The following is a 19,420-nucleotide window of genomic DNA, read 5'->3' as shown; positions in this document are numbered from 1 at the left end:
ACTCCCCAGAGACGTTGGTTCGCTGTCCTCGGGTGATACGTCCACGCCCTTCATGGATCGGCTCTGATGTTCTCATAGGCAATTGGGATGTCGAACATTATTGGGTGAGGATCAGTTGCCGTCGGCATCAAAATATGAGTCTGTCTGGAAGTATCGAATAGTTGAACGTAGCGTCCACCTTGATCGGAACATCGGGCTGGATGACTGCCGGTCACGACGTCAACACGGACGCCCGCAGCTATACGACGGCTTGGAGGGCCGCTTCAGGTCCGAGCACGACCATCATTGCTTCGGCGTGAACCCCATAAGGCTGCGCGAAGTCTCTCCCAAACTGTCGGAGAGACGGCAATACCAAGTGCTCTTAGGCCGTCCCTCGTCAGGACGATCGTGTCCAAAGGTGACCAGCCATTGCCCATGTCGACGCGGATCAGGCCCAAACTTCTGGCTTGTTCGAAAACGTCTTTTTCAGCGGGGAGGGGATCGAGGTCAACCAGGGTAATCTCTCCCTGCGCGTGAACAGTTCGTAGCAAATCCATAATTTCTGCCGAAAGCATTCTTGGCGCATCCATGTCGGAAATACGGCCAGAATATGCCCGGTTGCAGGATGGAGGGCAATCAATTTTTGCGGCGGCTTGCTCCGTAGTCCCCAATCCCCGTGGATTGGAAACTTGGACCTGGGGTCTAGCGGACCGCACGACGACGTTTATCGACGCTGGAACCGCAGCCGTTCAGTCCCTCAGCGGCCCCGGTTCACTTCCTTCAAGGAAGTTGGAATATTCCAAAGGCCCATCTTGTAACGGAGTGCGGGACGTTCGATTGCCCACCAGGACAAATAGCCAGCCAGGTAAGCTGCGGAAAGCCCTCCTAAGAATATCAGGCTCCAAGATGCCTCAGGCCCAACTCCGGCCCTCATCAATTGTTCGGCCGGCCAGCCATAGAGATACGTCCCATACGAAATATCTCCTACTTGTCTCAGTGTCGGAAGGCTTAGCCGTTGTGATGTCCCGATCAGGAGGATGACCGGTGCGCCGGCTAAAGGAAAAATCTGCAACATTGCATCGTAGCGGTATGCCACGCACAAAGCGAGAATTGCAGCGACCATGCTGGCCAGGCGGAAACCTGAGTTCTTGTGCTGGAGTTTGAGCAAGGAAAAGGCCGCACCTGCGCAAAACGCTGGAGCCACCAGGAGGAAATCACCAATCGTCGCGGAATTGGGGATCAATCCGGTGACTGATATCAGCACCATACTCATGCAGATCAACACGAGAACCCAAGCATTGAGCGCGCCCAAAAGCCCTATTAGGCCAAGCAGAACATAACAGGCTAATTCATGAAAAATCGTCCACAGCGAACCGTTGATCATCCCTCCGAGCCAGCCGCTCGGCTCGTCATAAAGTGTGACGGAGGGCATACCCGGCGGCTTGCCTGGCCACCACAGATTTCCAAGGAAGTACCGGATGCCTTCTGATGATGTGAAGAAGTTCACAGGGCCGTTGGTACTGAAGAGCGGCCCGATGACGAAAGCGCTTATGGCGAGACAAACGGCGAGGGCAGGATAGATCCTGAGAAACCGGCGCCAAAAGTAGTTGAGCACAGATGGCGAATTGACAAGGCTCAGTGTTACCAGAAATCCGCTAATGAAGAAGAATGTGAATACACCATAGATACCCAGAATATTGCCTTTACCTAAGAGTTTCACCAGCGGCTCGCCGGCCTCGTCACCGCTGGCAATTAGGAAGGCATGGGAGAAAATGACGGAACTCGCGGCAATCAGTCTAATGAAATTGAAATTTGGATAGTCCAGACGTTGAGTGGGCAACTCGCAACCCTCTATGCTCACAAAATTTACGTTGGCATCGCGGCTTTTGGCCGAGCGGTCATCATCGCTAAGCGCGTAGGACCTGCCTCGAACAGATAGAGCGCCAAAATGCTGCTCCTCTCAATCAACCCACGGGTGGCTCGGTGCCGTCGACCTTCGTGCTCTGCGCCCGCGTCGCCATCCTGACGTCGCTCTATGCCAAGGCCGCATGGCCGTTCACTCACGCCCGAACAAACGCTGCATCTCTCCTACCGCAATTGTGCGACCATCATCTGCTTTGACAATCGCCTGGTACATGTAGAGACCCGGATCGCACGGAGCGAATGTGCGGATTGATCCTGCAGGAATGATGCCGCTTGATAGGAGCGCCGTCTCCTGACCTCCAAGCTCCGTGCCGTTTGGCCCTATCAACCGAAGCAAGACCCTTGTGGCACCCGGAGGTACGTTCCGGATTCGAATTTCTGGATTGGCATAGAGAGTGATGCAGCCTCTCGTTCCCTTGAACGAAAAGTCGAGCGTCATCCCGTCGTCAGCAGCCGCTGCACTGACAGTAAAGAACGAGATAATAGCAGCGCAAGCAAGCGAGGGCTTCAAAACAGAACCTCAACAGCAAAGCATCCTCTATAGCTATAACCTTGGATTGCCGTCCAGCGGTTGGCTTAGATTGATGTTCAGGTGTGCGAAATTAACCTGACCAGTCAACCTTAATGGCCTTGTCCGCTCCCTGAGGGACGTTGGTTCGTTGTCATCGGGTGACAAGGTCCACTCCCTTGAATGGGCGGAGCGCCTTAGGCGCTGACGCCTGCGGCGGGAGATGGAATGGCGTAGCCTGTCGCAGCCCCGCCAGTCGAAAGTTGCGAGTATCGCCGCGGAGCTCCCGCTTAAGGCCGATCATCGTATTTTTCACAGCGTGGATCGCCGCGCTTTACTTGTTCGACCTCATTCAGCGGAGGAATGCATTGCAGGAGCCCGTACAAATCTTGGTACGGTGCTGGGGCGCGGCGGCAAACAGTTGAGCCAACTGGCACCTCAACATACTGCCCTGTCATCAATGAGTATGAGCATGGCGGTGGTTCAGACGGTTTCTCTTTTTCCTGGGCCAGAACGGACGCAGGTAAAATCAGGGCGACAGCGACGATCGAGATTGCTCGCATGGCAATTGTCCCAAATTCTAGGCATCTACCCAGAGTTTAGGGCTGCGTGACCTAGCAAGCAACGGTCTCTGGTGCCCCGGTTCACTCCTTCAAGTCTGTGAACTCGCTGCAGAGCACAATCAGAAATTAGAGTGATCTCGCCGAACGGATCGCGATCGGGGGATCGAATGGCAGACGCGCTCGAAATCAATTTCGCACTTTGGGGCATGATCATCTGTGCTGGGTTAAAACTCGCGGGCCTCTGACTCTAGAACAGAGCCCATTGGGCTGTTCGAAAGACCACCCAGCCAAGAAACGCTAGCCAGCCCAGCATGGCGACCGTCACGGGCAGGCCGAACAGAAGCGCAAGCGAAAGCTCGGTTGTTCCGTGCTCGTTTTTCAGCTGATTGATCTGAGCCACGGCGTGACCTCGACTGGTCTGCTCATCCGTCTCGGCGCGGTCGGAAACGGTCATTGTTGTACGGTACTCGTGACTCAGGGACGGATAGCGTGCTGCTCTGGCACTGGCCGGCGTGATGCTGACGCAACGTTGCGGGGCTCACTTAGTTTCTGGTCGTTGCTATTTTTTCCCGATGCACCTCCAGCCTACTCAGGCCAGCGGACACGTATAGGACCTATGACTTTTGGCATATGGCCCTTGGGCGAGCGAGAACAGTAAAGACTCAAAATCGATTGGCGGCGACATGTAGTTGGTACCCCGGCCAAAATCTCCAACTCTGGCATGGAGGTGCTTTTATGTCCTTTGACCCGATGGCCGCGGCGGTCGATTGGTTGGATGCCTACCGCGCTGGCGATATCGAAGCGATATTAGGAATGTACGCTGAAGATGCCGTCATCGTCTGCGGCTGCGGCGGCACGAAGACCGTCACCGGGCGGGAAGGTCGTCGCGCTTACTGGGTCGATCGGTTGATCGGATCTCCAGCTTCGCAGCTCGACAACCTGCAGCAGTCAGGCGACGGAGCGCTTATCTCTTACTTTGTGCGCGATAGTGTGGTCAGCGCGGTTTTGAGATTCAACGCCGCTGGTCAGGTGTCGACGCACACCTGCGGACCTTCAAATTAGTCCGCGCCGTTTCGCGGCTCAAATCGGGTCAACGAACAACGCCAGCCGCGTCGTCCTTGCTGGGGACCAGCCAATCGACCGCGAGCAGGCAAGCTTCGACGACAACGAAGGCAAGCAGACCGCCGAGCCAACCGAAGAAGACGACGGAAAAGATCGCAAGCAAGAGAGCGCAGAAGACATCGGCGAGCACCTTGGCATTGCGCTCCCATCGGGTTTGGTCAGCTGTGTAGTAAGGCATTGAAGTCTCCTTGAGAGGGCTCGAACCGTAGCCTCAAGGGCTGCTGCCGTCCGCTCCCTCAGCGTGTGCGGGAGGGGGCGTCGACCATCGCCCGCGAGCGCAGTGAAATTGAGCCAGGGATAGCGGCAAGGGCGGAGGTGCTAGTGGACTTGACGATAAATCGATGGATGTCGGCCTCGTCGTGCCGAACAGCAACGCGCCTCGATAACTTCAGCGGCCTGGTGAATCAACATCAACCGTCGTCAAGTCTGTCACGCCGCGAACGATGGTGCCGAACATCGTTTCGGCCGTTACAATCGCGCCGCGGTCGCCTTCCTCGATCGTCATGGACGTTCCTTCGGGAAGCAAAGCGCAACGAAGGATCTTGAGGTCAGGCGGGGAGGAGCCTCGCCGGAGCTGTTCCGTGGCGAAAGCTACGGCGGCCAAGGTGGGGCAAACTAGGGCGCCGTCTGGGCGCGCTTTGCCTGTTCGGACGGTGGTCGGAAGAATGCTCTCGGCCAATGCTGCGGTCCCGAGCAGAGCGATAATTAGGATAGCAATGATATGGGTACGCATAGCGGCATCTTGAACCAAGTGCGGCGTGTCCGTCCATTCCCTTCAGTGGCGTCGCTTGGCCTTTCGGCCCCCGTTGTAACCCGTCCGCTTTCTTCAAGGAAGCTATCGTCCAGAGTCGTGGGCGGGCGATCGAGGCTTCGCAGGCGACCGTAGTACAAACTTGGCGCGCCGCTCTGCTTGTAAGACTTGGGATCGGAGATCTTCGAGTTCGGATAGTTGGGAAGCGAGTTCGTCTAATCGTTGAGCAAATTGGATTTGGCGAAGTCCCTGCAAATGCGCCTCCCATTCAATCCATCCGGAAAGACTGGAGTAAGGCGCATGAGTCGGCAGGCGTCATTAAAGCAAGTGAATCTCTATAGCCGGTGCTTCGATCTGCCGCGGCGAGCGCAATTGTTAGTTCCGGACATGAATGCAGCCATCCACTTCCGCCAAGGTGCGCAGCATTCCTCAGGGTAGGCCCCGACCATCTAGCTCGACGGCTTCCGCAGGATCGCCGACGTGATCATGGGCGCACCGTTTGTGCCTTTGCTCAATCCCGTACTGGCCGTCGGTGCGGTATTGTGCGATGAATTGCGCCACTGACCGCCGAGTGCGCCGTATAGTGGTCTCGAGGTTCTGACTAAGCTGGGCGGCCAGCCCAGAACCCGTCACAGAGGGAACGTTCCCGAAGACCGGAGGGAGCACCATGAAAGCACTAGTGTCCATTCCCATAGCCGCAGCTCTTACGTGCGCTACGCTATCCGCGGGAGCCGGAGAGCCACTCAAACAGCAGCTTGTAGGCACTTGGAGCGTCGTTTCATTCGTAAACATCAAGGAGAGGACCGGGAAAACAACCGAAGTATTTGGATCCGATCCGAAAGGATATTTCATGTTCGATGCAGCAGATCACTTCTCAATCAATCTCCTGCGTCCGAGACGACCAAAATTTGCTCGCCGCGACTTTCCGAGTGCCGGGGAAAGCAAAGCCGCTCTGGAGGGGCTAATCGCGATGTTTGGCGACTACAAGGTCAATGAATCTGAACATTCAATATCCTTACATATTATCGGCGGTAGCTTCCCCGCGTGGGACAATTCGAATCAGAAGCGTTTCATCGCGATCAACGGCGATGAGCTCACGTATAAGAATCCTACGCCGGCATCCGGTGGGGGTACGGCTGTGGTAACACTGAAACGCGCGACAAGCGCAACCGAGTGATCTTTTGGTCGATCCGTCGCCGAGCCGCCGGTTTGATAACTCGATCCCGCGACCGGCAAGCCTCGTTATCCCAATGTGATCCAGTGAGTGGGTCCGCACACGATGTACGCATGGGGTCATTCGCGTCGGTCCGCCCTGAGTCGAGCGCTTCCGGTCTCTCCCCGACTCCGGACATGTCAGTGCGATGCGGCAACCGATGCGAATGGCCAACAGCTGCCAAAAGTGCTTCTCAATTCAAGCCTGGGCAGCCTCGATCTACGCGTTTTCGTGTATCGCGCGAATATTTTGAACTGTCCGTTCTTCGCTTTGATAGAAGAAATAGAGTCAACTCTAATTAGACAGCAGAACTGCTTGTCTGGCGGAGTGCGCGAAGAGCATGTTTGACGAGGTTCGGCGGGACCGGCAATTGAAGCAAAGAAGCTTGCGAGGGTTCTCACCATGATTGAAAGGTCAATGGAACGTCGCGCTCTGCCGCGCGAGATCGTTAATGTGCCGGCCTTGCTTTCCTTCGATGGAATTATGGGGGTGCATCCGTGTGTGGTGCGCGACATCAACGCCTTTGGCGCTTGCCTTTCCGCGCCCTATTACATATTCGCCAGCGAGTTTGATCTGTTGTTCAGCGGGCTTCACAAGACGCTTGCCTGTCGAGTGGTATGGAGGCGAGCAACCATTTCGGGCGTGGTGTTCGTTGTGCGCCGCCGCGCACCGGAGCCGGTGAGTGCAAGCATCATTCAGCTTAATCCACCCAATTCACTACCGCCGGTGCGGCCCGTTGGCGACGTGTTCGTCCCCCCTTTTGATATGCATTGACCTAATGGTCTGGCGTCGAATGGGAAAGGGGCTCGTGACAACCGCGATGACGAGCTGTCGCAAGCGGGATTGGGCTGCAGGCAGGTTTGACGCGCTATCCAACAGATGCACAAGAAATTAGTGCAGATAGCGACAACACCAGCATGGCGAAGCCACTCACACAGGGTGTCCGCTAAGGGTCGTCACAAGCGGGCATCCCGGCGTTTTGAGACCTTCGTCCGCTCCCGGCCGGAGCCGACATTCCGCCGCCCCCCGACACGGGACGCTGCTTGGCGACCCAGCTCGTAGATTTCAACCGTAGCTTTCAAGCTGAGCCGCCAAAGAACGAACGCTATCAATGCGATTTGGGGGATGGAGTATCCCCAAAGGGCCTTACTTCTCAAGTTGATGAGGTACTTCAATTAATCGGAAGCGATTTTGTTTTTGCCTGAACTCCGTCCATTGCGGTGACTTCATCCATTCGCGCAATTGAGATACTCGAGCCTGAAATTTCTGTTCTTTGGTCCATCGGGAGACCGTTGTTCGATCGACATCCACCAAACCGGCGATGAAGCTCAAGCTCAAGTCTGGAGCCTGAGCCAGTATGTATGCTGCCTTCTCCTTAGAGATGTACGAGCTTACCTGTTCCTGCGCTGCAGTAGATAAATTGAGGAGGCCGTGGATAAGACGTTGGATGTAGGGGCCCGGCGGAGCCACGATGTAGCTCTGAAGCAGGTCGAATGCGATATAAGCAATCGTCGAGTGAGGCAGGCGTCCGCCGCTCCTTACAGGAGCATTCCCAGTTTCCTTGAGCGCTTGTAGATCCTGCGAAAGAAAAAACGCGAGCGCCTCACTGGCCGTTCTTGGCTCTGCACTCGTTTGAGCAAGTCGCTCTCCTTTCTCCTCATCTGGACCTACAAGGTAAATGACGTCGTAGTGATCGTTCTGAGTGAGGGATCCCGGTTGAGGGGGAACGTACCAAACAACTTCCGAGTGGTAAGCGCAGCCACTCACAGCTTCAATTATCCCTTCTGGGATCGTCCTGCCGCGAAGTGATTCATACATTTCGTGGCGTAGATCGGCACCAAAGCCTCCCTGCACCCAATCGGTCGGCAAATAAAGCCCGATCATTTCGTGAGCACTGGCTCCCTTGTTTCTTTTTCGCGCCATCGCTTTGGACCTGTGCGCCTTAAATTTAGTACGCACGATGTGCATATCGAATTTCTCGTGCCCGGGCAGCTGTATTTGTTCGCGCCCGTTCATCATCCTCCGCATAGTTAGCCTGCAAAAGTGAGGAATCGCGTGGTTTCTGACTTTGGGGTGCTGGATCGGAGCTATTACGGCAGCAGCACCCACCCTCCGGGGAGCATCGTCTACTGCGGGGTGCGACCAAGACGAAGCCCGGTCCGAAAGGTGCGAGGGCGGTTCGCCGGAGCGATGAGCAGCTTCGTAAGTAGGCACCGAGGTGGTCCGCGGCATCGCGAGATCATCGCCCTAAGCGAGGGTCGGCTCCATGCAGACATCATCGTAGCGGGCATAGGGACTGCCTCCGCGTAAAGCCGGGGGTAGTCGTCCTATGCCCGTTGCTCCGGTCTCACCTTCAGACATCGATTTGGTAACATCTTGGATCAACATGGTCGGAAATACTAAGAAATCATTCGATAGCTTACGTGACCTTCCGGCGCTCGTTGCTACTGTGAACGAGACTATGGCCGCGCTGAAGGTGGGGCGGGCTAAGCTCTACGAGCTCCTCAATTCCGGCGAACTGGAAAGCTATCTCGAAGGATCTTCCCGCAAAATCACTTGGCGCAGCATCGCAGGCTATTTCGAGCGTCGGCTTGAAGAGGAGGGGGCTCGGCGGCAGAATCGCGCGCGCCACCGCGGCCAAAGCCCTGAAGAGTTGCGCCCCAAATGAGCGCTGAGTTCGGACGTGCGTCAGAGCCTCGCTCAACGCCCCACCCCCGATCGACGTGCCGATCTTCACTGCTTGCCACAAGGGCGGGCGGCGGCCGCATGCGGACTTCGATTCGTTCGCTCAAGCGGGCTGATCCGGTCGTCTACTCCGCCAGGAGCTTCAGCGTGTCGAGAGCAGATTGGTCTCGCATTGAGCCGCGATCCGAGCGTGTGAGTCACCGCGATGACTCATCTGTCTCATGAGACAGTTGCCGCAATGGCAATGCGCGAATCCGGCACTGATTTCCGCGACTTACTGGCAGTTCGGGCCTGTGAGACAGGATATGAGACACGTGACTTCATGAGCTGATCCGGGCGGCGCCAACGCTTATCGAACGCAGAGCTGGCTTCCGCCTCGGTTGACTGGTGGGCGGGCCGACAGATGGCTCCTGAGCTTATGGGGCGCTGGTCCGGCATAAGAGCCTTTGTGAGCCTACGCATTTCGGTCCGATCTTGGAAACCACCCGTTGCTGACCGGTCAATGGGCGACGCGGTCGATGAACGGGTTCTGGATCGTGCCGCGGCCGTCGTATAGAGGCCAAAGCCAAGCTGTAGGTCCAGTGGGGGGTGGCTATGGGCGTCCTGGCGGCTTGAGCACCACGATCTTGACTGAGCGCCATGCGAAGCGGCTGAGGCCCTGCTCAATGTTGTCGCTTGCCGGCCCGTCCCCCGGGACGGGAGTCGCAGAGATCGGAGATCAGCTCCTCTTGGTGTTGTGCCGGCCCCTATCGCGTGAGTGAGACAGTGAATCAGCGAGCTGACGCAGATGTCTCATGAGACAGTCGCCGCAATCGACTGCGTGATCTGGCACCAATTTCCGTAACTTACTGGCAGTTCGAACCTGTGAGACAGGAGATGAGACGTACGCCTACGACGAAGGCCGCCTGATCGCCGCGTTAGGATGGGATTGGACAGCAAAAAGGACGTCTATTTGGACGGCTCATCGGTAGGGCCGGTGAGCCGAAGGGAGGTTCTAGAAGGACCTTCGGGACGCCGTGTGCGTTCGGAGGCTGAGAGAGCCCGGATCGTCGCGGAGAGTCTGCTACCTGCTGCCCAGGGTCCGAGGTGGCGCGCAAGCACGGAACGACGCGCTGGTAGATTTACAATTGGCGACGACGCTTTCGACAGCGAGGCATGTTGGCGCCGTGCGAGGCGTCGCAGTCGACATTTGCACCGCTGGTCGTGGAAAGCGCGTTGGAGGAGCGTCACGTTCCGGCGATCGACGCTGTATCAGCTACCACAGAAGTTGGTCATATCGATAAACAGCCACCCTTTGTGCAGAAATCTGGCGAACATTTGGCGAAAGGCTCCATGGTGGTGGAGCGGTCAGGCTTTCGAATAGTCGGAGGCGCGTGATCGATGTTGATGATCCGCGCCGGTAGTTAGTAGCGCAAAAAGCTATCAAGGCGTTCTAGGCACTCGACGGCGGGAGTAAAAGACGAAGCCTCCCGGGCGACATCGTAGATCAAGCCAATAAGCCTTCCGGCTTGTGTTCTAGATTTCGGCGACCATACTTCAAAATTTGCGCCCCCCGCCGGCGTCCGACAGTCGACCTTGATCGTGATTCCGTCGAGACCAAAAGTTTTTTCAATATTGAAGGGCGCAGCCAACATGGCGTCCATTTCGGTCCAGAATCTCAAAGCGTAATTTGGCGCAACGATGTTTTTATGAGTGAACGGGTGCGCGATCATGTGTTCGGCGGACGTTAACTCCATGATCGTACCGTCGGAGTCGGCTATCACGCGCAGCAAGGTTTCAGCGTCGAATGACGGACGGAATAGTGCTTCTGCTATCCGTGGCATCTCGTCTCGATCAGGGTAGCGCAGCCGTTTGCGGGACGCGGCCTTGTAATCGCTGATCACGGCGTTCGCCACGCTGAGCGCCCTGTTGGGAGTTGGCGGCTCTTCGAGCATTTCGCCAACTTTCATCAGCTCCCGGGTCGTCAAACGAAAATCCTTGCTCGCTATCATTATCGCTTCGGCGATGTTCTCGATCGGTGGGATTGCCGCCTTCTGGCTCGGGTTGTCTTTCAGGTAGGTCGAGATTGCCGCGTTCTCCCACAACAGGGGCATGATCTTGAGGTAGGCTGCCGCCAGTACGGGATTGGAGGTCTCCCGTATCAGCCGCTTCTCCTCGTTGGCCAGCGCCAGATCCATGTCCTCCTGCGGCAGCGGAAACATCTGCTGCGCCCACTCAGTTTTGAGCGGCTGGCTCTCCGCTATCTGATTCCAATACCTTGCTGCGGCCTGGTGCATGAACGTCTCCTTGCCGGACAAGACCTCACTGGTGAACCGGCGCACGTAGGGCTTCATGGCGCGGATGGCGTCCGCGTCCATCCCGGCCGCGGCGAGGTTCTTGACTAGCGCCTTGACCATGGTGGGAAGATCGGCGCCGTTGCCGGCGAAATGCGAAAAGCCGTGTTTCAAATAGGATAGGGCCTTCGCGTATTGGTCATCATTCTCCGCGATCTGCTTCGCTCTCAAAGGGTGCGCGAACTCTAGCCCGTTCAGACGCTTCCTTTCCTCAGGCTTGACCTTCTTCGCCTTCTCGCCCACTCGAAAACTCCTTTTGATAGAGCACCCTTCTCGCGCCCCGCAGACACCAAGCTGGTTCCTGCTGTCGGCGGGGGCTTCTACTTGGAGTTTTGCAAACTACCGATCATTCCTACGTAGAACGGTGCGCATTCCCCTCGGGGGGAGCAAATTTCTCCGAATGCAAGCAAATAAGCGATGGCTGAGCAGAGGGCAAAGGCGAGCACGCCAATCCTATACTTCAACAGTCCCCGCCTGATTCCAATTTCGGCGTAACACTCCGCAGCAAATTGCGCGATCTCTTCGTTAGAGTAGCCGTTCGGAGGGCTTGGTGGCCATATGAGGATTGTCACAACTATGATGACCCAAGAGATTATCCTTGGATCCCAAGAGAGTACCGCAGCCAAGGAGACGTAACTCAGGCCGAGCATAGCTGCGCCAACCGCCCAAAGGATCGGCCGCGCAGCGACAATGAAGATAAAATTGTGGGTCTGCACCAGCAGAACCTTGAGAAGGTACGCCTGCGAAGCGATCTTAATCAAAATCGAGATGATATACATCAGCGTCGGTTCGCGCGGTCATTTGCCGAACAGGCCGCTATTGGGCAGCGCCTTTTGTGCTTTGCGGGGCCGCAACGGCGCATTCCCGCGCCACACCAGCTGCTCGCACAGGCTCGGCGCCTTGTAAAAGCCGAACAGGCCCTGACCGATGTCGTCAACGCGGGTCGTTGATCGCGGCAAGGTCAGCCGTTCACATCCAGGGATAACCATCTGTAGTCCGGCCGACGTGCGCTCCAACTTAGACATGTTGCGGCTCCGCTTTGAGTATTTGAAGAGAAAAGTCGCCCATCGACTGGCATTTGCTACGCTAACTTACCGCTTTGTCAGTTCGCTGCGTTGCCGGGTGTAGTGGCGTCATCAGCGGCTGATTGTCTTTGGCGTCCTCCGCCAACTCCCGGAAACGTTCGCCATACGCGCCTCCTTAGACCTGTCGGGCTCAGCTTCGGATCGCGCCTGGGCCAATCATTGGCGCCCGCCGTACGACCACTATCCGCACCAAGTTATCAAAAAGGTTTGGCCTGCCGCAACAGGAATAGGAACGATCGTTCCTAGAAAGATCGTTCCTGCCGTTGTGCCATTTCCTCATGGATTTAAAAGAGGTTGTGGCCACAAACCTGCGTCGTGAACGCCATAGCCAGAATCTGACGCAAGAGGAATTGGCCGACAGAGCGGGGCTAAGCGCACGGTATCTTGGGTCAATTGAAAGAGCAGCGGTTTCTCCAAGCGTTACCGTGCTGGGCCAGCTTGCGAGAGCTCTGCGCGTCGATCCTTCCCAATTGATCCGGCAGTCCGGTCGAGCGCGATCATCCTAAAGGTCCAGAGTTGGTCGCGCGACCCTACTTACGCGCCTCCGGCGCGCCGGATTAGACCGCTCGTACCAAGGACGTCGAGAAAGTCTGTCCTCGTTCGGCTCTCGCCAGCTTGGAGCCGATTTGGTGCAGTGACCGCTGAGGTCCCTTGGTTGAACGACGACGTAGGCGCCTCTAAGCAACTGCAGCCCGTTTTGCTTTTCTGCCATTGCTTTGCCCCTTAATCTTTACAAATTTCTTGAGAAACTTGCGGACTCCGGCACCTCTCAAGGTGCAAGCGCCGCTGTACTTTCTGCAACCACTTCAGCGTCATGTGGCAGGGTGCGGCGGCTGAAGCCAGGAGGTCGGCGGGCTCCTCCGAACTACTAAGGCCATGCCATTGAAAATCTTAGAGTTTGCCCTTGCTGAGCAGCGATCGGTCTTGGTATCCACGCTGACAAGCTACGATTCTAGCCCGCGACACCCCATGCTCAAAGGCCAAGCCGAGGACGAAGACAGGGGATTCAGCCGGGATGAACAAGACAGCGATCTGTTCTGAGAGCTGTAAGTGTCGATGCAAGCAAAGTTCGATGCCGCGGGTCGCAGGACGGTCCCGGAGACCGGCGAATCGGTAGCGGCGATCCACCGCTCGCTGTTTGCGAGGGCACATTGGCGTCGTCCGACGGTGAGGGCTCTTATACGGAAAACTCGGCGCGGGGGTGACGGCATGCCAAGGACCGGTCTAAAGAGCAGGTAGGAGCGGTCAGCGAGTCACCAAGCAAGTGCCGCTGACGCCAAAGTAGCAACCTGCCGGTCGAACATTCCAGTGGTTTAGGCAGCAAGCCTACGAGACCATTAGGTCATCCGACGAAGCGCGGACTAATCCAGGCTCGGAGGCCATGACCGCGATTTTGAAGCAGGCTGCACCGTGCCTCATCTTGTTGGACGAAGTAGTCGCGTACGCTCGCAACCTCGACGGTATTCCTTACGACGGTTTCGTCTCTTTCCTGCAGTCGCTCACCGAGGCCGCCGCTGCGGTACCCGGCGTTTTAGTCGTTGGCTCGCTCCCTGAGAGCGCCGCCGAGGTCGGTAATCAGCGCGGTCGCGAGGCGCTGTTGGCGTTAGAAAAGGTGTTCGGCCGCGTGCAATCGGCCTGGGCCCCAGCGCAGGGGACGGAAACGTTTGAGATCATCCGTCGCCGCTTGTTCCAGGAGCTAGACGCCGACGGCGAGAAGGCACCTGAGCAGGCGGTGAAAGCGTTCACGAGCTATTACAAAAACAACCCGGGCGAGTTCCCGAGCGGTGTGCGCGATCGTGCCTACGAAGCGCAACTCTTGGCCGCTTACGCCCGCGATGAAGCTTGCTGCCGACATCGTTGAACACAAGGGTCCTGGCCAGCGCCGCAACCGGAACCGGCTTGCCTTCCTTGCGGCCGATCAGGCGGCGCTCGAAGACATCCAGAATGTCGTTCGCAAGAAGCTCGCATGGGCTTCCATCGTCCGGGATGCGCGAGGCATTTTGCAGCTGCCACCCGCGCAGGAAGATGACGCCAAAAAGAAGCTCGGCGAGCAGGATGCTGCAGCGATCAACGCGGTACGGCGTGGGTGGAAGCACTTGCTGTTGCCCCAAGACCCTCAGCCAGGTAGCTCGAACGTGGCGCGCGGTTTTGATCTCGAACCCGTGGCGTTGACCAATCGCGGAAGCGATCCGGCGCCATTGGCCCAGCTCGCGTGGAAAAAATGTGAAGACGACGGCCTCATCGTCGCCCGCCTCGGCGTCTTGGATAGTGACCTTGGCAAGGTATGGCAGCCGAACCAGCCACACGTCGCCGTTCGGCAGCTTCGCGATTGGTTTGCCCAGTTTCCGTATCTCTCGAATCTGCGCGAGCCGCAGGCATTGGCGAGGGCCATAAGTGAGGCGTTGGCGCGCTCGGATGCTAAGTATGCGCTTGCGGATAGGTTCGACGAAGCTAAGGGGGAGTATATCGGTTTAAGGCTCGCGCAGTTGGTTAGCGTCGATCTCAACTCGGATGCTTTATTGGTCCGTCGTGAGGCCGCGGATCAGCAATTGGCTAAGCAGGCGCCGCAGACGGCTCTGCTGGCTGGCATCAATGCTGGCGTGAGCGGCGCAGGTCAGCCTTCCATTTCTGAGCCGCGCGACGCGGAGACTACCCGAGCTGCCCGTCCTCGACGCTTCTATGCCAAAATCGTACTCGATCCTAACCGTCCTACCCCACAAGTCAGCAACATCGCTCAATCCATCCTAAGCGAGCTTGATCGGGTCCGTGGTACCCGCATTACGCTGACTCTCGATATTGACGCGGAAGCTGCCGACGGCTTCCCGGAAGATGTCGAGAACGTTGTGCGTGATAACGCGGCGAGCCTACGGATCACGGACTTTGGTTTCGAGGGGGAGTAAGTAGTCGAACAAATGCGAAGCCAGACGGATCACCGCTCCGCCGAACCTCATTACAATGGCTCATATTTTTGTGCGCCTCGACGAAAGCTACGGTTGGAAACCACGGTCGTCACGCTTCTTTCGCGCGCAAACATCTACGACTTGGTCTGAGCAGGGCCCCGCAAGCATGCAGTCACGAAGTCTCGTCGGCAGGTTTTTGGCCGGGCGGCGGCACGGATTGCGGCCCTTTTCCTCCTACTTCTTTCCCGCTCCTGCAGAGTTTGCGGACGCTAAGGTGATGCCGGATGGGCGTACTTCGACCCGAAGCTCTGGGAATTTCTTCTGCCTTACGATGTCGTGAGACAATCGGTTCACCCAGAGGTAGCGCTGACGGCCTTCCTGGAGAGCACGTATCTCGCTGCAGCCGACCTCGGTCATTGGGATCGTATGGCCCTCGATTGTCCCACCGGCGTACCCGCCGACCGGGACCATTGAGCCAAGTGGCCCAACGGCGCGCCGACGAGGTGCTTGAACAGATGGCCGCCATGTCGTTCCGCCCCAGCGGCAAGTGTCCGCAAGGCTCGTCGAGGTCTGTTTGAGGGGATATAGCGGACTAGATTTGCTCGCGTCGAGTTCTTCGCATTTTGACCCATAAGAGACATGCAGCGAGCCGCTGTTGCCATCACCTCGTCGGCATAGGCAAACGGCCTTGCTTACTCCGGCAGCCCAGCTTTCCGGAGGCCATCTATAAAATGTTTCCCCCAAATAAGAAAAGGCGGACTCCAAGACTGCAGCCGGACACCAGCATTTCGAGCTTGGAAATCAGACATGGTCCGGAAGGTAGCTTTGTCGTTCGCCAAATACCTCTGCAGAGTTGCGTGCGCCTCGTTCTCTCGACCGGCGAGCGCAAGCAGTACAGACCGCACCAATCCCGCGGCGAGCAATTCGGGGGCAGAAGCTTCAGCCCGTTCAATCCATACAAGCGCCTCTTCATAGTCCTGTAACTGGCCGAATGCGATGGCTTCGGCGAGATACAATACTGGCCATGCGGCGGGGGTGCGTGGACTGAGCTGGATCGCCTTGTCGGCATAGGCAATGGCCTTTTCTGACTCAGCAATACCCGGCTGTCCGGCATCTCTGACGTGTCAGGGGCGCGGCCGAGGTGGAAGTATAATGGTGCGCCAGCAGCGCCGGCGATCACTACGACTGCGGCGCCAGTCGCCATGAGGCGCGTGCTCCACCTGTCGTGACGCTCGGCCGCCGGCGCATTGCGCGGCTGTCGCGTTGGTTTGTGTGGCCGCATCGCCTCGTCAAGAGCGACTTGGAAAACCCGCACCGGCCGTGCGATGTTCTTCAGCTGCCGTTCGCCTTTATCCTCAAGAATGACGTCGAGCTTGCCCCGAACTTGTCGCTGCGCATCATCGGAAGACGTTGAACAATGCCAGATCAATTTGACCCTCAACCTGGAGCTTCGTCCGGATTGACCAAACGTGCTTCGGCCGGAGTGGCGGGAGGGAGCGAAAAATTAATCCAGATCAAAGCTGTCTGCCGCCGGACCTCTGGTGTGACGCCATGAGTGATAAGCCGTCGGACAAGCCAGAAAGGGCAACCCCGCGAGAGCGACGAGGCCCCGAGGGCGCATCATTGAAGATTATGCCGCAGACCTCTGCGAATTGATCAGGAAAACAAACGACAGTAATGTTGGCTGTTTATTTCGAGCGACACCGCAACGCAGTTCGCTGTATGGTCGCGTTCCATTTTTTTCAACAGCGGATTGATTGCCATGCACCCCATCCAAGGTACGCATATTGCCGCGATCCTCAAACTGACCACCCATCAGCTTGAAGCACTTCGCATCGCCCCAGAGATCCAAAAGGAATATTCCGAAATCCTCGTTTTGAGAGAGAAGATAAAACTGGCGACCGATCTGAAGAAGGCTCGCCGGCAGCTCCTTATTAGGCGCCTGCCAGGCGCCTGAAGGTAAATGACCATGAACTCCACGATCACGTGTCCCAAGTGCGGTCACGCTGCTGCCGAGGTCATGCCGACCGACGCCTGCCAGTTCTTCTATGACTGCAAAGGCTGCGGCGAGCGCCTGAAGCCGCTCCCTGGCGACTGCTGCGTGTTCTGTTCCTTCGGCACCGATCGCTGCCCACCGGTTCAAGAGAACGGCAAGGGCTGCTGTAGCTAGCTGGCCTGAAGGGAGTGAACCTCACCCGACCTTGCGCGGTGAGGCTTGAGCTGCTCATTGGGCATTCCCGCTTGTAGCCCGTGGCTGCCCTCCGCGCAGACGACTGAGGTGTCAGCTTTCGGGAGGCGAGCCGAACAGCGCATTCGGCCTGGCTTGAGGCAGCCTTTGACCCATTGCGGGCTCCAGCGTATCGACGCGCCCTGAACGCGGGTATCGTCTTCGTTAATCAAGGCGTCACGATCCGTTATGACGTGTAGGCAAAAACAACTGCCACGCTGCTGAAGCAATGTCGCGGAACGCAGGCAGGTCGTCGCCGAAGGGTCAATTTCTCAACGAGGATCAGGCGCTAAGACGTAAAGGGAGCAAGATAACCGTCTAGGGACACCTTGGCGCAGATGTCCATCGACCAGCTTTGGGATCTCTACCGCCAGACCGAGGCCATTCTCCCAGGAAAACTTGCGGCGAAACAAAAGGCGCTAGAAGAGCGGTTGGCTAAGCTCGGCGGCGCGGTTGGGTCTCTTACGCGGCAAACTGTTCGCGCCCGACGGCGCTATCCCAAGGTCCTTCCAAAGTAATCGAAACCCACTAAATGGATCGGAGACTTGGGCCGGACGCGGTAAGCAGCCTCGCTGGGTAACAAACCTGTTGAAGTCCGGAAAACGGATCGATGACTTGCGTATTGATCGGACCGCGACGTAGCCCGTTCAGTGCCGGCGTCTGATTTCGGCTTTTCTAACTTGCTCTCGGAGTGCTAGCTTGAGAGGCTGAAACGAAGGCACGCATCAGCACCTGACCTCGAAAAACCCTGGAGCGAACTGTGTCCGGGATCGATTGGCGCAATCCGCAAGAAACCCAGCGGCCGACGCGGGTCGGATAATCGTTTTGGGTTTGAATCTGATGCTCGATCTGATTCAATGGCGTCATGACATCGAAGCCGGACGATCTTCCGTCGGATCTCGCGAGAGCCTACCTTGCTCTGCTGGCCGAGCGCGAGGCGCGTTGCAGGCTGAACGCGATGTGGCAGTCGCGGATGCCGCCAACGCTCGGGCGGAGCTGTCGGACAGCGAGGTGCTGATCGCTCATCTTGAGCTACGGATCGAGAAGCTCAAACGCGAACTGCACGGGCAGCGCTCCGAGCGCACGGCGCGGTTACTCGAGCAGTTGGAATTGGAGCTCGAAGAACTCGCCACCACGGCGACCGAGAATGAGCTTGCCGCGCAGGCCGCAGCAGCGAAGACGCAGAACGTTCGCCCCTTCATGCGCAAGCGGCCGGTTCGTCAGCCATGGCCGGACGACATCGAACACGAGCGCGTCGTCATTGAGGCTCCAACGAGCTGCGCCTGCTGCGGTGGATCTCGGCTGGCGAAGATCGGAGAGGATGTAACCAAGACGCTGGAGGAGATCCCGCGTCGCTTCAAGGTGATCGAGACGGTACGCGAGAAGTTCACTTGCCGCGATTGCGAGAAGATCAGCCAGCCGCCGGCACCGTTCCATGCCACGCCGCGCGGCTTCATCGGTCCGCAATTGCTGGCGACAATGCTGTTCGACAAGTTCGGCATGCATATCCCGCTCAATCGCCAGAGCGTGCGCTTCAAGGCTGAGCGGATCGACCTGCCGCTGTCGACGCTGGCCGACCAGGTCGGCCACGGAACCTTCGCCGTCATGCCGCTGTTCCAGCTGATCGAGCGTCATGTGCTCGCGGCCGAGCGCCTTCATGGCGACGACACCACCATCCGCGTCCTGGCGAAAGGCAGGTGCACGACCGGCCGGATATGGACCTATGTGCGGGATGACCGGCCGTTCGCCGGGCCTGCGCCGCCGGCGGCGGTCTATTATGCCTCGGGCAACCGACGGGGCGAACATCCTCAGAAGCATCTGGCCGCCTTCGCCGGCATTCTGCAGGCGGATTGCTATGGCGGCTTCGAGCCGTTGTTCGACCCAAAAAGGAAAGCAATGCCGATCACGCCGGCATTTTGCCTGGCCCATGCGCGGCGGGGATTCTTCGAGCTGGCTGACATCGAAAAAGCCGCCCGGGAAGGCCGCAAGGGCAAACCGGTCTCCCCGATCGCGCTGGACGCGGTCAGACGCCTGGATGTCAATCGGCTTGCAAATTTGACCCCTCATCGGCGTCCAATTTTGACCCCTTCGGGCGGCGGGGTTTGCTGGTAGCGCTCGTCTCGTCGGAGCT

The 19,420-nt window shown here is 57.7% G+C and carries 20 protein-coding genes and 1 pseudogene; 14 read left to right on the top strand and 7 right to left on the bottom strand.

Annotated features, from left to right (window positions below):
* Positions 1-736: 736 nt before the first annotated feature.
* On the bottom strand, positions 737-1,819 hold the full coding sequence (locus ABIB66_RS36805) for an acyltransferase family protein (RefSeq protein ID WP_354258084.1): 1,083 nt from the start codon (positions 1,817-1,819) through the stop codon (positions 737-739).
* 1,401 nt (positions 1,820-3,220) lie between these two features.
* The gene (locus tag ABIB66_RS36800) at positions 3,221-3,427 is read right to left on the bottom strand and encodes an RNA-binding protein (RefSeq protein ID WP_354258081.1); all 207 of its coding nucleotides are present in this window, start codon (positions 3,425-3,427) and stop codon (positions 3,221-3,223) included.
* 281 nt (positions 3,428-3,708) lie between these two features.
* Between ABIB66_RS36800 and ABIB66_RS36795 the strand changes: the two genes are divergently transcribed.
* Positions 3,709-4,035 (top strand): nuclear transport factor 2 family protein, encoded by a 327-nt coding sequence (locus tag ABIB66_RS36795; RefSeq protein WP_354258078.1) that lies wholly within the window; start codon positions 3,709-3,711, stop codon positions 4,033-4,035.
* A 28-nt stretch (positions 4,036-4,063) separates the two neighbouring features.
* On the opposite strand, the gene ABIB66_RS36790 is transcribed toward ABIB66_RS36795, so the two are convergent.
* Positions 4,064-4,273: a hypothetical protein gene (locus tag ABIB66_RS36790; protein WP_354258075.1), complete on the bottom strand. Its 210-nt coding sequence runs from the start codon at positions 4,271-4,273 to the stop codon at positions 4,064-4,066.
* Between the two features lie 1,240 nt (positions 4,274-5,513).
* On the opposite strand from ABIB66_RS36790, the gene ABIB66_RS36785 reads away from it, so the two are divergent.
* Together ABIB66_RS36785 and ABIB66_RS36780 are read left to right on the top strand one after the other, a co-directional pair.
* Complete coding sequence (locus tag ABIB66_RS36785; protein WP_354258072.1) at positions 5,514-6,023, top strand: lipocalin-like domain-containing protein; 510 nt, start codon at positions 5,514-5,516, stop codon at positions 6,021-6,023.
* A gap of 453 nt (positions 6,024-6,476) precedes the next feature.
* Positions 6,477-6,833: a PilZ domain-containing protein gene (locus ABIB66_RS36780; protein WP_354258069.1), complete on the top strand. Its 357-nt coding sequence runs from the start codon at positions 6,477-6,479 to the stop codon at positions 6,831-6,833.
* Positions 6,834-7,205: 372 nt separating this feature from the next.
* Here ABIB66_RS36780 and ABIB66_RS36775 read toward each other — a convergent pair whose 3' ends face one another.
* Positions 7,206-8,075: a hypothetical protein gene (locus tag ABIB66_RS36775; protein WP_354258066.1), complete on the bottom strand. Its 870-nt coding sequence runs from the start codon at positions 8,073-8,075 to the stop codon at positions 7,206-7,208.
* 445 nt (positions 8,076-8,520) lie between these two features.
* Between ABIB66_RS36775 and ABIB66_RS36770 the strand changes: the two genes are divergently transcribed.
* The gene (locus tag ABIB66_RS36770) at positions 8,521-8,727 is read left to right on the top strand and encodes a DNA-binding protein (protein ID WP_354258063.1); all 207 of its coding nucleotides are present in this window, start codon (positions 8,521-8,523) and stop codon (positions 8,725-8,727) included.
* Positions 8,728-10,147: 1,420 nt separating this feature from the next.
* Here the strand turns inward: ABIB66_RS36770 and ABIB66_RS36765 are convergent.
* The 3 genes from ABIB66_RS36765 to ABIB66_RS36755 form a co-directional block, all read right to left on the bottom strand.
* Positions 10,148-11,320 (bottom strand): hypothetical protein, encoded by a 1,173-nt coding sequence (locus tag ABIB66_RS36765; protein ID WP_354258060.1) that lies wholly within the window; start codon positions 11,318-11,320, stop codon positions 10,148-10,150.
* Positions 11,321-11,397: 77 nt separating this feature from the next.
* Complete coding sequence (locus tag ABIB66_RS36760; RefSeq protein WP_354258057.1) at positions 11,398-11,856, bottom strand: hypothetical protein; 459 nt, start codon at positions 11,854-11,856, stop codon at positions 11,398-11,400.
* A gap of 18 nt (positions 11,857-11,874) precedes the next feature.
* Complete coding sequence (locus ABIB66_RS36755) at positions 11,875-12,102, bottom strand: hypothetical protein (protein WP_354258054.1); 228 nt, start codon at positions 12,100-12,102, stop codon at positions 11,875-11,877.
* A gap of 338 nt (positions 12,103-12,440) precedes the next feature.
* Here ABIB66_RS36755 and ABIB66_RS36750 point away from each other — a divergent pair, with 338 nt between their 5' ends.
* The 10 genes and pseudogenes from ABIB66_RS36750 to tnpC all read left to right on the top strand — a co-directional run.
* On the top strand, positions 12,441-12,668 hold the full coding sequence (locus tag ABIB66_RS36750) for a helix-turn-helix domain-containing protein (RefSeq protein WP_354258051.1): 228 nt from the start codon (positions 12,441-12,443) through the stop codon (positions 12,666-12,668).
* Positions 12,669-13,543: 875 nt separating this feature from the next.
* Entirely contained in the window at positions 13,544-14,023 is a 480-nt protein-coding gene (locus tag ABIB66_RS36745) for a hypothetical protein (protein WP_502918350.1), read from the top strand.
* Positions 13,998-15,062, top strand: coding sequence for a hypothetical protein (locus ABIB66_RS36740; protein WP_354258048.1), 1,065 nt, complete (start codon positions 13,998-14,000; stop codon positions 15,060-15,062). The genes ABIB66_RS36745 and ABIB66_RS36740 overlap by 26 nt, the downstream gene beginning before the upstream one ends.
* 336 nt (positions 15,063-15,398) lie before the next feature.
* Positions 15,399-15,536, top strand: a complete 138-nt coding sequence (locus ABIB66_RS36735) for a DUF5996 family protein (protein WP_354203462.1) — start codon at positions 15,399-15,401, stop codon at positions 15,534-15,536.
* Positions 15,537-16,287: 751 nt separating this feature from the next.
* On the top strand, positions 16,288-16,476 hold the full coding sequence (locus ABIB66_RS36730; RefSeq protein WP_354258045.1) for a hypothetical protein: 189 nt from the start codon (positions 16,288-16,290) through the stop codon (positions 16,474-16,476).
* A gap of 348 nt (positions 16,477-16,824) precedes the next feature.
* Positions 16,825-17,019, top strand: a complete 195-nt coding sequence (locus ABIB66_RS36725; RefSeq protein ID WP_354258042.1) for a hypothetical protein — start codon at positions 16,825-16,827, stop codon at positions 17,017-17,019.
* 6 nt (positions 17,020-17,025) lie between these two features.
* Positions 17,026-17,232: a GDCCVxC domain-containing (seleno)protein gene (locus ABIB66_RS36720; protein WP_354258039.1), complete on the top strand. Its 207-nt coding sequence runs from the start codon at positions 17,026-17,028 to the stop codon at positions 17,230-17,232.
* A gap of 395 nt (positions 17,233-17,627) precedes the next feature.
* Positions 17,628-17,807, top strand: a complete 180-nt coding sequence (locus ABIB66_RS36715) for a hypothetical protein (RefSeq protein WP_354258239.1) — start codon at positions 17,628-17,630, stop codon at positions 17,805-17,807.
* Positions 17,743-17,931, top strand: a complete 189-nt coding sequence (locus ABIB66_RS36710) for an H-NS family nucleoid-associated regulatory protein (RefSeq protein WP_354258036.1) — start codon at positions 17,743-17,745, stop codon at positions 17,929-17,931. The genes ABIB66_RS36715 and ABIB66_RS36710 overlap by 65 nt, the downstream gene beginning before the upstream one ends.
* A 223-nt stretch (positions 17,932-18,154) precedes the next feature.
* Positions 18,155-19,326: pseudogene (tnpC, locus tag ABIB66_RS36705) on the top strand (IS66 family transposase); the annotation flags it as partial.
* Between the last annotated feature and the right edge of the window lie 94 nt (positions 19,327-19,420).

Origin of the sequence: Bradyrhizobium sp. F1.13.3, from assembly GCF_040548265.1 — a bacterium.
Lineage (GTDB): Bacteria > Pseudomonadota > Alphaproteobacteria > Rhizobiales > Xanthobacteraceae > Bradyrhizobium.
The sequence above is the reverse complement of the archived record's forward strand: the minus strand, read 5'-3'. Positions and strand labels throughout refer to the sequence as shown.

Bases quoted from the DNA above. Each gene is read 5' to 3' on its own strand.
- ABIB66_RS36800 (WP_354258081.1), bottom strand. From the start codon at position 3,427: ATGACCGTTTCCGACCGCGCCGAGACGGATGAGCAGACCAGTCGAGGT.
- ABIB66_RS36795 (WP_354258078.1), top strand. From the start codon at position 3,709: ATGTCCTTTGACCCGATGGCCGCGGCGGTCGATTGGTTGGATGCCTAC.
- ABIB66_RS36790 (WP_354258075.1), bottom strand. From the start codon at position 4,273: ATGCCTTACTACACAGCTGACCAAACCCGATGGGAGCGCAATGCCAAG.
- ABIB66_RS36785 (WP_354258072.1), top strand. From the start codon at position 5,514: ATGAAAGCACTAGTGTCCATTCCCATAGCCGCAGCTCTTACGTGCGCT.
- ABIB66_RS36780 (WP_354258069.1), top strand. From the start codon at position 6,477: ATGGAACGTCGCGCTCTGCCGCGCGAGATCGTTAATGTGCCGGCCTTG.
- ABIB66_RS36775 (WP_354258066.1), bottom strand. From the start codon at position 8,075: ATGAACGGGCGCGAACAAATACAGCTGCCCGGGCACGAGAAATTCGAT.
- ABIB66_RS36770 (WP_354258063.1), top strand. From the start codon at position 8,521: ATGGCCGCGCTGAAGGTGGGGCGGGCTAAGCTCTACGAGCTCCTCAAT.
- ABIB66_RS36760 (WP_354258057.1), bottom strand. From the start codon at position 11,856: ATGTATATCATCTCGATTTTGATTAAGATCGCTTCGCAGGCGTACCTT.
- ABIB66_RS36755 (WP_354258054.1), bottom strand. From the start codon at position 12,102: ATGTCTAAGTTGGAGCGCACGTCGGCCGGACTACAGATGGTTATCCCT.
- ABIB66_RS36750 (WP_354258051.1), top strand. From the start codon at position 12,441: ATGGATTTAAAAGAGGTTGTGGCCACAAACCTGCGTCGTGAACGCCAT.
- ABIB66_RS36745 (WP_502918350.1), top strand. From the start codon at position 13,544: ATGACCGCGATTTTGAAGCAGGCTGCACCGTGCCTCATCTTGTTGGAC.
- ABIB66_RS36740 (WP_354258048.1), top strand. From the start codon at position 13,998: ATGAAGCTTGCTGCCGACATCGTTGAACACAAGGGTCCTGGCCAGCGC.
- ABIB66_RS36725 (WP_354258042.1), top strand. From the start codon at position 16,825: ATGCACCCCATCCAAGGTACGCATATTGCCGCGATCCTCAAACTGACC.
- ABIB66_RS36720 (WP_354258039.1), top strand. From the start codon at position 17,026: ATGACCATGAACTCCACGATCACGTGTCCCAAGTGCGGTCACGCTGCT.
- ABIB66_RS36715 (WP_354258239.1), top strand. From the start codon at position 17,628: ATGTCCATCGACCAGCTTTGGGATCTCTACCGCCAGACCGAGGCCATT.